Here is a 15,766-nt window from a genome sequence, read left to right as displayed (position 1 = left end):
CACTTAAACCTCGACAGCAACAGGCTGTAAATACGCGTAAATTTCATCTAATACCGTTTGAGCACGTGTAATATCTAAAGTACCGACCTCTTGTTTGACTGCGGTCGCTTTCTGCGTCACTTTCTGAATTAATTGCTGTGCTTCAGCAGGGCTAAAACTTGAAGCTGTTCTGGCCAAAATTGGCAATAACTCAATGAATTGCTGTTCTTGTAATTGATTGACCCATTGGCTCACGGTGTCCCAAAGACTTTGCTCATGAATCAATAACAAAGCTTGATGGGTCAAGAAACCTTCAAACCAAGCTGCACTATAATCCGCCGTCTGCCCAAGCGATAAAGCACGAGATAGAAATCCCTCTGTTTGCTCCACATCGATCAACTGCTGTTCTCGAGCTAAACGCACACAACAACCATGCAAATAACCTTGCATATGTTCCAACTGCAATAACTGATGTAAGGTCTCTTGCCAGAGCCGTAACAATTCATCTTGTTGTAATTGTTCTAAAAGCTCATATAAAGTTTGTAGTTGTTGGGCAAATTGCTGAGCCATTTCGGCATTCAGTTGTACACAATAACTTGGCAAACTCAACATCAAACGAATCGCTAAATGTTCTACCACTTGATGTAAATGTTGCATTGAAAATTGGCGCACACTGCCATAACGAATTGCCGTAATAAGCGGCTTTAATGTTGCCAAAATAATGCTTGGGTCTTGATGCTGAGTGGTGAGCTCATTCAATTTATCCAAAGCCAAATTTAGGCTTTGATCCAAACCAGACAATAAAATGCTCTCGATCAGTTGCGCAATTTGCGCCACATCTTCACATTGTCTAATCTGATGTTCGACATAACTTTGTGTGGCAAGCTGAATGCTATTTCCCCACAACGACATTTCATTCAGATATAAACTAGTTTCAGGCTGCCAAGACAACTGCCAAACTTCTTTAAAGTTACCTTGCTTTGAGCCTGCACCAGCTAACTCTGCCCAAGCGAGACCCAGTAATTTCACGCAATGTAAAAATTGACTTTTTGCCAAGTCGAAGGCTTCCCGTAAATCCAGACTAATGTCACGATGCGGTGCTTCGAGTTTCAGGCGAAAATGCTTCACTTGCTGTAAAAAGTCTTTTTGAATGGGCAACTCAATCAACTCATCAGGCACTTGCCCCAATTGCTCGTCTTCAAGCAATTTAGCTAAAATCGGTTGCGGAATATCTAAGCCGTGATTTAAGACCGAACGAATTGCCTCAAATAAATCTTCCAAATCAGGAATACGGCGTCCACGTAATTGCAATAAAGATTGAATCAGTTGTACCGCATCAATAATCTGAGCACTAGAGGCATCATGACCTGCTTGGCGTAAGGCTTGAGCAAATTTACTTAACCAATCAATCGTAATTTTTTCGCCATCTGCCTCTGCATCTAAGGCTTGTTGGTAATGCTTCCAAAGATGGGTATACCATCCAACCGCTTGTACACCTGCACCATAGCCATTGTCCCTGCTCAAACGCCCATGTGTCCATGCAATCCATGCAGCATCAACTTTGACTTTAGGTAAGCCTTTGAGCAAGGCGGTATCTTCTTTATTTTGCGCTTTTAAATCCGCCAATACAGGTGCATGCCATGCACCACAAATCACCACAATATTTTGGTAGCCTTGCTTTTGTGCCTGCTTGATCACTTTGCGCATGTAGGCTTCGCGATACTGCTCTAGCAGTTGGTCTTCACTACTATAATTTTCAGGTTGCTGGCTTATCAAATAATCACGTAAAGCTGACATGGCATCGCTAATTGCGGCAAACATTTGTCCAGCGTGTGGCTGCTGCTCGACCAAATGCTCCCAAAAACGTTCGCTGTCTTGATAGCCTGCCTGCTCTGCCAGCAATTGAATTGGATCTCGGCGAATCGAAAGATAATGCTGTTCCAAATTCTGTTCTGGCTCAACATCACCTTGCTGATTAGACTCAATCTCTTGATCGTCTGCTGAAGCTTGCTGTAAACGTTGCTCTGCCCATTGTTTTTCCAACGCAAAACGATGTTGCAAAGGCAGATCCATAAACTCTACTGCAATTTGCTGACGCAACGCATATTGCAAAGCTTGCCACTCAGGCGAAAATTCAGCAAAAGGATAGAACACTGCCTGTGATCGCACTTCTTTTTGTATAGGGGTATTCAACAACAACGCCACAGGCGGCTTAAAATCTGCATGTTGCAATTGAGCAATGATTGCATTGGCATCAGGTGGCCCTTCAATCAAAATACAATCAGGTTGAATCGAAGCCAAAGCATTACAGACACTACGCGCCGAACCAGGCCCATGATGACGAATACCGAGAATATGCAGCATTTTTTATCCTTTATTCCGATCACAGCTTCTCCCTTTCAAGGAGAAGATTGGGATGAGGTTTTTATTATTTGGTTTTATTCTAAATCACGACAAGCACGATACAGGTTTTGCCAACCCTCACGTTGTTTAATCACCGTTTCAACATATTCTTTCCAAGGTACGATATCTTGCACAGGATCTTTTAATACTGCACCTTGCAGACCTGCCGCCAACTCATGATCAGTGAGATTGCCCGAACCAAAATGCCCTGCCATCACCCAACCATGACTCATCACTGAAATGGCTTCAGCCGTTGATAAAGTTCCCGTGGTGGTTTTGAGTTTTTGCTTGCCATCTAAGGTTTGCCCATAACGCAGCTCTCTAAAAATCGTCACCAGTTTTTGAATTTGAGCATCCAAAGGCTGAATCTCAGGTAGTTGTAAACTCTTGCCTAAAGATTGAACGCGTTTTTGTACGATTTCCACTTCCTCAGCAATGGTAGCAGGCGGCGGTAAAATCACCGTATTAAAACGACGCTTTAACGCAGAGGATAGTTCATTCACCCCTTTATCACGGTTATTGGCGGTGGCAATCACACTAAAACCTTGTACGGCTTGATACTCAATTCCCAACTCAGGAACAGGCAAATTTTTCTCTGAAAGTAAGGTAATCAGCGTATCTTGGACATCGGCAGGAATACGTGTCAGTTCCTCCACACGCGCGATCTTACCTTCTTGCATTGCACGTAACATCGGACTTTTCACCAAAGCATCTTCACTTGGGCCTTTGGATAATAATTGGGCATAATTCCAACTATAACGTAAGGTATCTTCACTGGTTCCCGCCGTACCTTGAATCAATAAGGCACTATTACCTGAAATCGCAGCGGCCAAATGTTCAGATACCCATGATTTTGCTGTCCCTGGCACCCCTAATAGTAATAAGGCACGATCAGTCGCCAACGTTGCGACAGCAATTTCCATCAAACGGCGATTACCAATATATTTTGGTGAAATCTCTGTGCCATCAGCTAGAGTTGTTCCTAATAAATAGTCAACCACTGCTTTTGGTGAAAGCTGCCATTGAGGAGGTTTAGCTAAACGATCATGTGCTTTTAATGCATCTAATTCATGGGAAAACTGTTGTTCTGCACGCGCACGTAAAACTTGTTGAGACATGTTGATTATCCTAATTTATGATTTCTTGATCATTAAGCAATAAGTTTTTGTTTGTACTGATTCAATTGAATGAGCTGTTTCCATTCAGAAATAGAAAAAAGAGCTTGTAAACTACTGATGTCGATTGGATAAGCTTGCAAAATCAACCATTGAGCCTGCTCTTTTAATAATGCAAATTTCTTCTGATCCTGCTGCAAATCTAAGTTCGCATATGCATGTTGTAATAATACGACTGCCATTTCTGAGATATTTTGAACATCATGCAGCGCCTTAGCACGCTGAAACAACAACCAAAAATGTTCTAAATCTTGATTTTGGTAATGGGATTCAAGTTGCTTTAATAACAATCCAGTTGCTGGTTCTTGGTCTAGCAAAGTAAAGAATAACTCACGTTCAAACATGTTCCCACTTGATGCCGTTACAGCTTCACACCATTTGACTTGATGTTGGTAAAACCATAAAGCTAAATCATGTCGTTGCTCTCGATAACAACACACAATAAACGCACTCCAAAGTGAATCTTTTTGCTGTGAATGCAATGAAAGTAAATGATCCCAAGTACCAAATAATTCTAACCAATACGCAAGTGGCAATTGGATTAAAATTCTTTTGAGATAAAGTACGCCCTGTGAACTTGCACAAAATGCCTGATAAGCTTGCTCGACTTGAGCACTTTGGTAAGCTATTTTTAAACTTTTACGACTTTCAACCAAATTAGCTTCTCGATCAAAAAAGCCATAATCATTGAGTGCATCATCTTGGTCTAAGTTAATGTTGAATTTAACTTTTTCAGCTTGAGCATCGTAACTCAAACATGCACGCATTAACGCCATAACTTCGTTGTACAGTGCATTATCTTGATAATATAAATAGAAAGCTAATGCAGCATTACTACTTACTGTCGCTGCATTCTGTGGTTCTAATGTTTTTACATGCTGGTACAAAGCTTCAAATTGAGTCACGGGCATGTTATACATCACAAGACTTTCAGCATGACTTTGCAAATGATTTCTCTGAATCGATTGTGACCAAAACTCTGCTATATGTTGATGAATAAAGTTCGGCAATTGACCGCATAACTGGCTCATCAACAAAGACCATTCGCTACTTTTTGATTTCTGTAATTGACGGATCAATGGTGCTGCGTCTTGTTGTTTCACATATTTCCACACCCTTTTTGCATCATCCAAACGCGTTGTCACATCGCCCTGAAATGCAAACTCAGGTAAGACTGATGCCAATAACACTGGGTTTCGACACAGTGGTAGAACTTTCAACACCAAATAACGAGGAATCACTCGCTGCTGTAGTTGAGCAAGTTTGAAAATTTGAATAACCCAATCTTGATATAAAAATGGCGACTCTTGTGCAACAACCCATTTCAAAATTTGCACAAGTTGATTATCCAATTGCTTTTCATTTTCTATCTGATCAATCTCAGCAATATTCTTTTGTAAGGTTTCAGGTACACCTTGTGCTTGATAACCTGCTTGTTGCATGAGCACCCAATATTGATTCAAGACTAATAAATCTTGAGCTGAATCAATCTGTTTAGGTGCATAGACTTGCAATTCATTCGGTACTTTTACAGTCTGTTTAAACTGCTGCCCTAGCGTCAATTTGAGTAATAACTGCTGATTAAACTCACTGTATGATGTGCTTAAAGACATTCAAAGTGCCCTCCTTGCCAAATACTCACCAGTTTAAGTTGCAATCCATTCCATTCAACGCCTGCACTAAATGGCTCATTCCCCACTAAAAACCATAACTCAACAAATTGTTTAATCTCAATTTCACACATTTTTTGATCCTGATCGACCAAATAAATTACTTTATCCTGCTTGACCAAACGCAATTGCTCTAGCCAGAAAAAGCGTACTAGCTGCAAAGGATATTGTTTTAATCCATTCGCATACTGAGTAAATGCTTGATCAAAATTTTCAAAGCCTTTTGGCGCAACCAGCGTTAGGCTCAAATCATTGAATGACATTAAATTATCTTCTAAACGAAGACGTTGTTGGCTTACCACTGGATAAAGTTTGGCATTTAGAGCCAGTTGTTTTTGGAAAGGCAACGTTAAGCCAAAGTTCGAATAAGGTGGAATTTCAAAATCTAATAGCAAATAGTCGCGTAAATTTTGACTATCCCACAGCCATTGACGACGATAACGTCCACGGGTATTGACCAACTCCTGAGTTACTTGTCCTAAGGCATAAATATGAAGTATCTGAGCGGATATGTTATCCCACGCATCAGTTGGTAAATTCACACCAAAAAGCTGTTTTAATTCTTCATATAGTTCTGGTTTGAGCTGTTGACGGTTTTGCCATAAATGAACGGCTGTTTGTAATTTAGCTATCCAAAATGAACTCTGCATTTGCCAATTACTTTGATATAGCGCACTCGAAAACTCATCTAAATAACTAACTAAACCTGCAACTTGAGCATCGACCAAACGACTTTGAATATCGCGGAACTTTTCATGTTGTTGCTGACGTAATCTCCCAAGTCCCATCGTGACAATATCATTCAACCATGTTTGTAATGCCTCAATGCCTGCATCCATTTTTTTCTCACGTGCCAATTGGCGTTTCGCACGTGCTTCTTCATCAATCGGTTTATCAATCTTGTTTTCTTTCTTCTCAAGTGTTTTAGTTTTTTTATCTCGCCATTTTTGTACTCGATCAGGTATGCCTTGTTCATCTGATTGCACAGTAAATTTATCTTGATACTCGGTATAGACAAACAATAATGCTAAAGCATGTTTACAAGGTCGTTTAAAACTTGGACAACTACATTCGCATTTAAGTTCAGGTAAAAATACTGCGCTTTGATAAATCGCACTGCCCTGAATTTCTCCCCAAATCCACTGATCAGTCGAACCCGAGATATTGTTCCATGCCTCAAATTTTGCGAGTTTCTTGGCTGATTTTGCCGAACTTGCATCTGGAATAATTTGCTCGACTTGATCAGATTGAATCGTCAGCAACATAGTTAACCCTTTAAAATAATTCTAAGTTTCAGTATTTTTAAATTGTACGCTTGAATGGAATATAACGTTTTTTGTTTAGTTTTTATATCATTTAATCTGACATAGCGACATTTTATGTCGTAGATAATTATAGGTATAAAAAAACTGTCTTATGGCTACATAAGACAGTTCTATCAAAACTAAATTATTTATCTAAAATAGCAAATAATTCTTTTTGAACTTCTTCGATTGCACGTAAGCCATTCAATTTATTATAAGTTGGTGCATCTTCACCTGAAGCAGCACGACCTTGATAAAAACCTACTAATTGTTCAGTTTCACTATGATATGAACCTAAACGCTTACGAATCGTTTCTTCTTGATCATCTGGACGTTGTACCAAGTCTTCGCCAGTTTCATCATCCTTACCTTCTACTTTAGGTGGATTATAAACAAGGTGATAAACACGACCAGAAGCTGGGTGCTGACGACGACCTGAAAGACGTTGAACAATCTCTTCATCAGGAACATCAATTTCAATCACATGATCAATTGAAATACCCGCAGTTTCCAAAGCTTCAGCTTGTGGAATCGTACGTGGGAAACCGTCAAAAATACAACCGTTCACACAATCTGGTTGAGCAATACGCTCTTGAACCAAACCAATAATGAGTTCGTCTGATACTAAACCACCAGACTCCATAACACTTTTCGCTTTAAGACCTAGTTCAGTTCCTTCACGAATTGCAGCACGGAGCATATCACCGGTTGAAATTTGTGGGATATTGTAGCGCTTACAGATCAACTGAGCTTGAGTACCTTTACCTGCCCCAGGTGGTCCGAGTAAAATAATGCGCATAAAAGAACATCCTCATTTAAAAACAATAAATCTTAAATTGAGCAATATGATACAGATTTATTGCTCAACCAACATCAAATTAATTATAAGAAAGCAACAAATAAGTGGATTAAACCTGCAAAAAAACCAGTCACACCACCCAATACAATTAGGATCCACTCATCTTCTTGGAACGCAGGTCGCAATAAATTCTGGAACTCTTTCGGTGTTAGTTCACGGATGCGGTCTCTAAACATTTGAAAGATCTTCTGCGCACGACTTGCATTCAGAGCTGGGTCACATACTGGACCCATAGTAATTTCAATTGAGCGATCAATCAAGTCGGTCTTGAGTCTAGCATATTCTCTTGGCCCTAATGAAAGCTGCAGTGAAGTTCTGACCAATGGAGTTTCCATAATTTCATTAATATGGCGCTTGACAATCCGACGAGTTTTATCTTTTTTACTACCATACATCATTTCAGTCATGATGGATTTCAGAGTAATTAAATCTTCAGTTACCACGCTTGCAAATACATCTGAAACTTCCTCTTGGCGTTTCATAAATGCACCTTGAACGTTATATGTACCAATCCTTAGCACAGGAACGATCCATGGAAACTTACGGTCTTTGGTCAAACGGAAAATCTGTGGGTAACGGATATAATGCGGTTCAATTGGGTTAAATACCATCCAAATCGCAATCCAGTTGGTTAAAAAGCCCCAGATTGATGCCCAAAAAGGAACGGTCCAATGCCACGGTACCACAAACCAAACGATCATTTGGAAAATCCCAAAGAACATTCCAATTAACGCACTGATATGCCAAATAAAATTAATTTCTTTCTGACCAACTTTAAGGAACATACGTACCATTAAACGGCGATCACCTTCCATTTGGCTGACCACCATTTCCCGCATGTCCACAAGTGACTCGACGTTCATGGTCAGCTCAGTCACAAGTTCTTTTAATGTATTTGGTAACTGTTTATGGGCTTGCGCATAAATTCGACGTTTAATCGAGTATGGTAAGTTCTCCCACAACACAGCATTACGATCAACCATGACTTCATCAATTAAGTGTTCAAGCTCAAAACCAACTTGCTCACCAATGATCATTGCCATATCTTCTGGATCCATTGCCTCTAAAAACTCACGCAATGAACCCAACTTAGATAATGTATTATCGGTAATGATGCCCGAAATACGCCCTGCTTTACGCGGCACAATCCCCTGCCAACCTACAGGTAATGGTCCTAAATGGAATCCCCAAAAATTAATTGGGTAAAACACCATTTTTAAAGCCATCCATACATGAGCCCATGTTACTAGGGCTGTCACTGGAATAATACTTAGGACCGCCAGATGGTCAGGCCGATTTAAAAAAATCTGCCACAATTCATTGACGTAATCAAACATGCATGACTCTCAGAATTATTGATACATTAAGACTTATAAAAGAATGAACAATCAGTCACGCCCATATAAGCCAAAACTTAACGTGTAAGAAATCTGAAAAAGGGGCTCTACTTTTTTAACAGTATTCCCATTTCCATCTTCTATCTTGTCACGCAGTCCCGCTCCCACACTAAACGTACTAATTCGATCACTATTCAACCAAACAAATGCTAAATCAGTACCAACACCTAAATTCCCTTTTTGTTTACCGCCATAGTTTTTACTATCTAAATGACCAGCATAAAGACCAAGGTAATAACCATTTTTATCTGTACCTGTTAAATAATATGGATAACGAAAGCCAATTTGCGCACCAGGTTCATTATCATCATTTAAAAAAGCGCCTACTTTTGCATAAGCAATACCGTATGGATTTACCCATTCAAGATTGGCATGTAGTAATTTTTTAGTAAAACCAGCACCAATATTCCAAGTTGCTACGTCTTTTGCCCCTTTTAATTTTGCTTCAGGCATATATGGATTTTCTTCAGCATGGACAACGCCGTTGAATGCTAAAACCGCTAGTAAAAGGTAAGATTTTTTCATTATTTTCTCCATTTTCCCTAAGAGTGTATCTTGGACAATCCTATTTCAAACAGCTTCAGACTTTAACAGAATTATTTTGCATCTAATATACAAGTCCCTACAATTTTAATGTCTGCAAAGTCAAAAACTGTCGCATCATCATTCAGATGATGTACTGAAAATACTACAGTATGATCATGCAACTTACGTTAAAATAGCCCGCCTTTTATATTTTCTCCCTTGTAATTTAAGTCGACACCCTATGAAACAGCACTTTCCTTTAAAAAACATGCAACAAGAAAAGCGCATTTACAAGGGTCGAATCTTCTTTGCTATATTTATCGTCGCTACTTTTCTACTTTTATTAATTTGCCGTTATGCATATTTACAGATTATTCATTACGACGACTTTACAACAGCCTCTGATAAAAACCGAATTCGTTTACAGCCTCTTCCACCCGCACGTGGTTATATTTATGATCGCAATGGCGTACTCTTAGCGGATAATTATCCTGTTTTTACAGCAACACTCAGTCGTACAGATGTCACAGATATTGATGGAACCATTGCACGTTTAATTCCAGTACTGAGCTTAACCCAAGAAGATGTCGATCGTTTTAAAAGTCGCGTAAAAACTGCACGTAAAACGGAAAGAATTACCATCAAGTTAAATCTGACTGAGGCAGATATTGCGAAATTCAGCGAAGTTAAATACGACTTCCCGGGTGTGAAAATTGAAACACAAATGACACGTTACTATCCTCATGGCGAATTGTTTGCCCATGTGATCGGTTATGTGGGGCGAATTAATGACAAAGAATTAAAATCTATTGATAAAGATTTATATGCAGGTACCAACCTGATTGGAAAAATTGGTGCAGAAAAAAGCTATGAAGAGTTATTACATGGAACACCAGGTTATGAATCCGTTGAAGCCGATGCACATGGTAATGTACTCCGTCATTTAGGTCGTCAAAACCCAACGCGCGGAAATGACCTTTATTTATCGATAGATTATGGTCTTCAAACCATTGCAGCTCAACAGTTGGCAGATCGTCGTGGTGCAATTGTAGCCATGGATCCTCGAACTGGAGAAATTTTAGCACTGGTATCTAGCCCAAGTTTTAATCCAAATTTATTTGTTACAGGCATCAGTTCAAAAGATTATAGTGGTTTACGTGACAACTTAGACCAACCACTTTATAACCGTGCCGTACAAGGCGTTTATCCACCGGGTTCGACTATTAAACCGATGTTCGGACTTGGCGGAATTCATTACGGACTTGTCGATTGGGGCACAGCAATTTCTGATCCTGGTTATTTTAATTTACCAGGAGATAGCCACCGCTTCCGTGATCATAAAAAGACAGGTCATGGTGCTGTAAATTTACATAAAGCTGAAGTTGTATCCTGTGATACCTATTTTTATATCCTGTCTTATCGTATGGGTATCGAAAAAATGAATGACTGGATGCGACAATTTGGCTTTGGCGCAAAAACAGGTGTAGATTTACCAAGTGAAAGCACAGGTTTATATCCAAGTCCAGACTGGAAAATGCGTACACGCAAATCGAAATGGTTAAAAGGTGAAACGATTTCTGTGAGTATTGGACAAGGCGCATTTACTGCTACCCCATTACAACTTGCGATGGCTGTAGCAATTACTGCGAACAAAGGCTCTCACGTTACACCTCACGTTTTACGTGATAATAAAGGCGCAAAAAAATATTCTGTGCACAATGCTCCTGACGGTAAAATTCAATTTAATGGTACAGAGCAAGATTGGCTTAACATGCATGCAGCCATGATAGACGTGATTCAATCTGGAACGGGGCGTGGCATTAAGGGCGGATTACAATATTCTATTGCGGGTAAAACAGGTACAGCTCAGGTCAAAAGTATTGCTCAGGGTAAACGTTATAATGAAGCCGCTCTTTCCTCCCGACAATGGGACCACGGTTTATTTGTTGGCTTTGCACCAGCGGATAATCCTCAAATCGCAATTGCTGTCGTTTGGGAAAATGGTAAACATGGCGGATCGGCAGCTCAACTTGCACGTCCAGTCTTTGATTACTGGCTAGTCACTCGTAAAAATAATCCTATTCGTCCAGCCAACCATCAAGTGAGTGGCGGTTTAATGACTGCTGGTATTAAGCCCGGTGAACTACCAAGTAGTTCTGATTCACCTGCATCAACATCAGCAGCAAGTTCAGTTACAACTACTGCTGCTTCTCATTCTAATGATGGAGTCACTGAGTAATGAAAAATCAATTACGTATCATCGGTGGTGATTGGAAACGTAGAACGCTACCATTCGCTAGCATTGAAGGTTTACGTCCGACACCAGATCGAGTAAGAGAAACATTATTTAATTGGCTCATGTGGGATATACAAAATTCACAAGTTTTAGATTTATGTAGCGGCTCTGGTGCGCTGGCTTTTGAAGCTTTATCACGCGGCGCTGCAAAAGTCGTCATGATCGAACCCAACCCGATTCAAGCTCGCTTTTTAAAAGAAAACATTCAATTGCTAAAAGCAGAAAATTGTCAGCTACTAACACTCACTGCACAGCAAGCATTAAAGCAATTAAATACTCATTTTGAGGTTGTTTTTTTAGACCCCCCCTACGACCTAGAATTATGGGAAGAACTTGCTAAATTAGCTGATCCTATTATTACGGAAAATGCCTTTATTTATGTAGAGGCAGATCGAGAATTATCTCAATTAAAACTTCCATCTAGTTGGCAAAAAATTAAAGAAACCAAAGCAGGAATTGTCAGAGCGGGTTTGTACCAGAAAAAATCTTAAAAAATGCGCAACCAAAATAATCGAATTAATTGGCCCCGATCAAATGGAAAACTGGAAAGATATTCATAACCAATCCGATTATTTTTATTCAATTGATACACCATACCGTATCCAAATGAAATCGAAAAATCATCTAAAGAGAGATTGCTCGTATCTCCTGTTAACATCTTTTGATTAAATTGATTGGTTTGGTAAGCGGTATAGTTATAAACACGCCAACGATCATCTTGGAAAAACAGATTATGCAAGATTGAATAATCTGTTTTCTCTTGCTGTGGATAGGCAGAGTCAAACGTTTCTTCAGTATCATCATTGACCTCTGTAAAAAAATTATAATCCCCTGCATGACAGGCACAGGAGAAAAATAAGATAAAATAGGATAAATTTTTCATTTTTGTTTTCCCAATTATATTACATGATTAAAATCAAATATATAGAAAAAAATATGCGCTTCATCTCAAAACTGGATTTTATGCCAAACTATTTAATTCATTTAATTGCTTATATTAGACATAATTAATTTATTTACAGAATAAATTCTATATACAATAACAATCTTTAAAAATTTTTATTCTAAATATCATGAAGATCTTATGCGTGCTGATTGTGATTGCCCAATTAACAGGATGTGTATTTGGACAATCAAGTGAAGTCAAACGTGCTGAAAAAATTTTACAGCGTTTCCAGTGTAGCAACGTGGAGACCAGCCAGCTTGCCACTTCTTCCATTACCAATTTTTATCAACAGACCCTTGCCGCAAACAAGGACAAAGCCAGCACCTATATTGAACAGTATAAAAATGGTGAGGACCTGTTTGACATTCCACTCGATGAAGTTGTACAACAAAAGTACCAGCTCTATCTACAGGCTTGTCAGGCGCTTGGTGGGGTTGCAGCGTCACCTTTAATACCAGTTTCAACCGAACAATGATAAATCAACCTGCCTGATGATTTTTTCTTCTCGGATGCAGCATGATTGAAAAACAACTTGGTTTAAAACATTATATTGCGCTTGGGGTCATCGCCCTTGCCGTGGCAATTGCCAGCATACAGCCGCTTGAGCTTGAGTCCTATCTCCTGCATCAGGTGGGCACCGTGTTTATGCTGGTTGTGCTGATCATCAGCATGAAAAAAATAGGCATCAATTTTTCCAGTTTTTGCTTGTACCTACTTTTCCTTTTCATCCATATTGTTGCGGCACATTATTTGTACTCCTATGTGCCTTACAATGAATGGTTAAAGTCCCTATTTCATTTTGACCTGAATCAGGTGATGGGCTGGTCTCGCAACATGTATGATCGACTGGTGCATTTTGCTTATGGATTATTGCTTTACCCATTTTTTCTCCGTTGTTTTCAGGTCTGGTTTCCTACCGCAAAACCATTGACTTTGTTCCTGCTGGTGATCCAGTTTGTGATGGCTTCCAGTATGCTCTATGAGTTGCTCGAATGGGGACTATCCATTGGTTTATCGCCTGAAGATGCAGAAAACTATAATGGACAGCAGGGAGATATGTGGGATGCACACAAGGATATGTTTCTGGCCACAATCGGATCAATCTTTACAGGGCTGCTCTATTTAGGCAAAAGCAAAAGAAAAGCACCTTAAACAGGTGCTTTTCTTTGATCAGGACAAATTGATTAAAACTTAGGGTCACGCATCTGAACCAACGTGCTGTTTGCCTTGGCGAGGCTATCAGCGATTTTACCCATCACCGTTGGAATCAGAGTCTCAGCCATTTGTGCCGCCTGCAAACCTAGTTTTTCACCAAAAGTTGGGCGCTTACGGGTATTAATCACATACACATCATGTTTTGGTAATAGGCTTAACAAATATTCATCCGAGGTCTGTAATTTATCAACCAAGTTCAGCTCACGTGCGTCTTCACCGTACCAGTGCTCACCTGTTGCAACCTGAGCAACATCTAATTGTGGACGATACTTCTCAACAAAGTGCTTAAATAAAGAATGGGTTTGTTGTAACTCTTCTTCAAATTTCGCTTTACCTTCCGGCGTATTCTCACCAAACATCGTCACAGTACGTTTGTATTCGCCCGCAGTATACAGCTCGAAATCAACATTATGTTGCTTCAATAAACGATTGAAGTTTGGAACTTGAGCAACCACTCCTATCGAACCTACAACCGCAAAAGGAGCAGAAATAATTTCATTGGCAATACATGCCATCATATAACCGCCACTTGCAGCAACTTTATCCACACAAATCGTGACATTAAAACCGGCATCACGTAAACGAACCAATTGAGCAGCAGCTAGACCATAACCATGAACCATACCACCAGGGCTTTCTAAACGTACAATGACACGGTCATGCCCTGCTTTTGCAGTTGCTAAAATTAAAGTAATTTCTTCACGAATAGTATCTACCGCAGATGCTTGCACATCACCTTTAAAGTCAAGCACATAAATTTTTTGATCATTCTTTTTTCGAATTTTTGCTTCTTTAGCAAGTTGTTGAACGAGTTGTAGTAATTCCAAACGAGATGCTGTTGTTTGTGCAATTCTTTTTCTTTGTTCATTCACACGCGCATTTAAATGACTAATACGAATTTCAGCAGGAAATTTAGGTAAATGGAATAACATAAAGTAAGTGCTCTATAAGTTCGGCTTTATTCGACTAAGATGTGGCCTGTTGAATAAAAATTCAATAGTGATTTTGCAAAATAGATTCATTTTCATCTATCTCATAAAAAAAGAGCCCGAAGGCTCTTTAATTTATTCAGCAAGAATCAACCAAAACGACCCGTAATATAAGCTTCAGTCAATTGATGATCTGGTTGTGTAAATACTTTTTCAGTTGAATTGACTTCGATCAAATCACCCAAGTGGAAGTATGCAGTACGATCAGATACACGTGCAGCTTGTTGCATCGAGTGAGTTACGATCGCAATGGTATATTGTTCAGAAAGTTCTGAAATCAACTCTTCAATTTTTGCGGTCGCAATTGGATCCAGTGCTGAACATGGTTCATCCATTAAGATGACTTCTGGACTTACAGCAATGGTACGTGCAATACATAAACGCTGTTGCTGACCACCAGATAAACCAGTACCAGGTTGGCTGAGACGATCTTTCACTTCATCCCATAAACCCGCTTTACGTAGGCTGTTTTCAACAATTTCTTCTAAGTCATATTTATCACGTGCTAAACCATGCAGTTTTGGTCCGTAAGCAACGTTATCAAAAATTGATTTCGGGAATGGATTTGGCTTTTGGAATACCATCCCCACTTGAGCACGCAGCAACACTACATCAAGATTTGGATCGTAAATATCTTGGTTATCGAGTGTTACTTTACCTGTCACACGACAACTGTCAATCGTGTCATTCATACGGTTTAAGGTACGCAGGAATGTTGACTTACCACAACCCGATGGTCCAATAAATGCAATCACTTCATTTTGATAAATATCGATATCAATACCTTTGATTGCTTCAGTTTCACCATAATAAACATGAACATCTTTGGTCGTGATTTTTACTTCATTGCTTTTAGGCTTTTTATTTGATGAAGCCGTTTCAAACTGAGAAACAAAAGCAGTATTAGATTGCTGAACTTGTGCTTCAGATGAATTCGATTCTGTTTGCTGTGGATTCACTGACTTATCCTTTTCTAATGCGTTCATAATTTCAATCGTATTCATTGTA

The 15,766-nt window shown here is 39.4% G+C and carries 14 protein-coding genes; 4 read left to right on the top strand and 10 right to left on the bottom strand.

Annotated features, from left to right (window positions below; translation table 11 throughout):
* Nucleotides 1-3: 3 nt before the first annotated feature.
* The 7 genes from ABLB98_RS04330 to ABLB98_RS04300 form a co-directional block, all read right to left on the bottom strand.
* Entirely contained in the window at nt 4-2,343 is a 2,340-nt protein-coding gene (locus ABLB98_RS04330) for a DUF5682 family protein (RefSeq protein ID WP_348882897.1), read from the bottom strand.
* 74 nt (nt 2,344-2,417) lie between these two features.
* Complete coding sequence (locus tag ABLB98_RS04325; protein ID WP_348882898.1) at nt 2,418-3,500, bottom strand: AAA family ATPase; 1,083 nt, start codon at nt 3,498-3,500, stop codon at nt 2,418-2,420.
* 32 nt (nt 3,501-3,532) lie between these two features.
* Complete coding sequence (locus tag ABLB98_RS04320) at nt 3,533-5,170, bottom strand: hypothetical protein (protein ID WP_348882899.1); 1,638 nt, start codon at nt 5,168-5,170, stop codon at nt 3,533-3,535.
* A complete protein-coding gene (locus ABLB98_RS04315; RefSeq protein ID WP_348882900.1) occupies nt 5,161-6,492 on the bottom strand; it encodes an SWIM zinc finger family protein in 1,332 nt (443 codons plus the stop codon). Before ABLB98_RS04315 ends, ABLB98_RS04320 begins: the two co-directional genes overlap by 10 nt.
* A 184-nt stretch (nt 6,493-6,676) precedes the next feature.
* Nucleotides 6,677-7,330, bottom strand: a complete 654-nt coding sequence (gene adk / locus ABLB98_RS04310) for an adenylate kinase (protein WP_087536237.1) — start codon at nt 7,328-7,330, stop codon at nt 6,677-6,679.
* Nucleotides 7,331-7,413: 83 nt separating this feature from the next.
* Nucleotides 7,414-8,727: a hypothetical protein gene (locus ABLB98_RS04305; RefSeq protein ID WP_005157894.1), complete on the bottom strand. Its 1,314-nt coding sequence runs from the start codon at nt 8,725-8,727 to the stop codon at nt 7,414-7,416.
* 51 nt (nt 8,728-8,778) lie between these two features.
* Nucleotides 8,779-9,312 (bottom strand): hypothetical protein, encoded by a 534-nt coding sequence (locus ABLB98_RS04300; protein ID WP_348882902.1) that lies wholly within the window; start codon nt 9,310-9,312, stop codon nt 8,779-8,781.
* Nucleotides 9,313-9,553: 241 nt separating this feature from the next.
* On the opposite strand from ABLB98_RS04300, the gene mrdA reads away from it, so the two are divergent.
* Nucleotides 9,554-11,551 (top strand): penicillin-binding protein 2, encoded by a 1,998-nt coding sequence (gene mrdA, locus ABLB98_RS04295; RefSeq protein WP_348882903.1) that lies wholly within the window; start codon nt 9,554-9,556, stop codon nt 11,549-11,551.
* Nucleotides 11,551-12,099: a 16S rRNA (guanine(966)-N(2))-methyltransferase RsmD gene (gene rsmD / locus ABLB98_RS04290; protein WP_249570268.1), complete on the top strand. Its 549-nt coding sequence runs from the start codon at nt 11,551-11,553 to the stop codon at nt 12,097-12,099. Before mrdA ends, rsmD begins: the two co-directional genes overlap by 1 nt.
* Here the strand turns inward: rsmD and ABLB98_RS04285 are convergent.
* A complete protein-coding gene (locus tag ABLB98_RS04285) occupies nt 12,096-12,491 on the bottom strand; it encodes a hypothetical protein (protein WP_348882904.1) in 396 nt (131 codons plus the stop codon). The genes rsmD and ABLB98_RS04285 overlap by 4 nt on opposite strands.
* A 190-nt stretch (nt 12,492-12,681) precedes the next feature.
* On the opposite strand from ABLB98_RS04285, the gene ABLB98_RS04280 reads away from it, so the two are divergent.
* Together ABLB98_RS04280 and ABLB98_RS04275 are read left to right on the top strand one after the other, a co-directional pair.
* Nucleotides 12,682-13,029: a hypothetical protein gene (locus ABLB98_RS04280; RefSeq protein WP_005157904.1), complete on the top strand. Its 348-nt coding sequence runs from the start codon at nt 12,682-12,684 to the stop codon at nt 13,027-13,029.
* Between the two features lie 41 nt (nt 13,030-13,070).
* The gene (locus ABLB98_RS04275) at nt 13,071-13,706 is read left to right on the top strand and encodes a DUF2238 domain-containing protein (protein ID WP_005157906.1); all 636 of its coding nucleotides are present in this window, start codon (nt 13,071-13,073) and stop codon (nt 13,704-13,706) included.
* A gap of 32 nt (nt 13,707-13,738) precedes the next feature.
* Here ABLB98_RS04275 and sohB read toward each other — a convergent pair whose 3' ends face one another.
* Together sohB and pstB are read right to left on the bottom strand one after the other, a co-directional pair.
* Nucleotides 13,739-14,701 (bottom strand): protease SohB, encoded by a 963-nt coding sequence (gene sohB, locus ABLB98_RS04270; RefSeq protein ID WP_348882905.1) that lies wholly within the window; start codon nt 14,699-14,701, stop codon nt 13,739-13,741.
* A gap of 146 nt (nt 14,702-14,847) precedes the next feature.
* On the bottom strand, nt 14,848-15,762 hold the full coding sequence (gene pstB / locus ABLB98_RS04265; protein WP_348882906.1) for a phosphate ABC transporter ATP-binding protein PstB: 915 nt from the start codon (nt 15,760-15,762) through the stop codon (nt 14,848-14,850).
* Nucleotides 15,763-15,766 lie beyond the last annotated feature (4 nt).

Source organism: Acinetobacter yuyunsongii (assembly GCF_041021915.1).
Classification (GTDB): Bacteria; Pseudomonadota; Gammaproteobacteria; order Pseudomonadales; family Moraxellaceae; genus Acinetobacter.
Note: the sequence above shows the minus strand (reverse complement) of the source record. Positions and strands in the feature narration are given on the sequence as shown.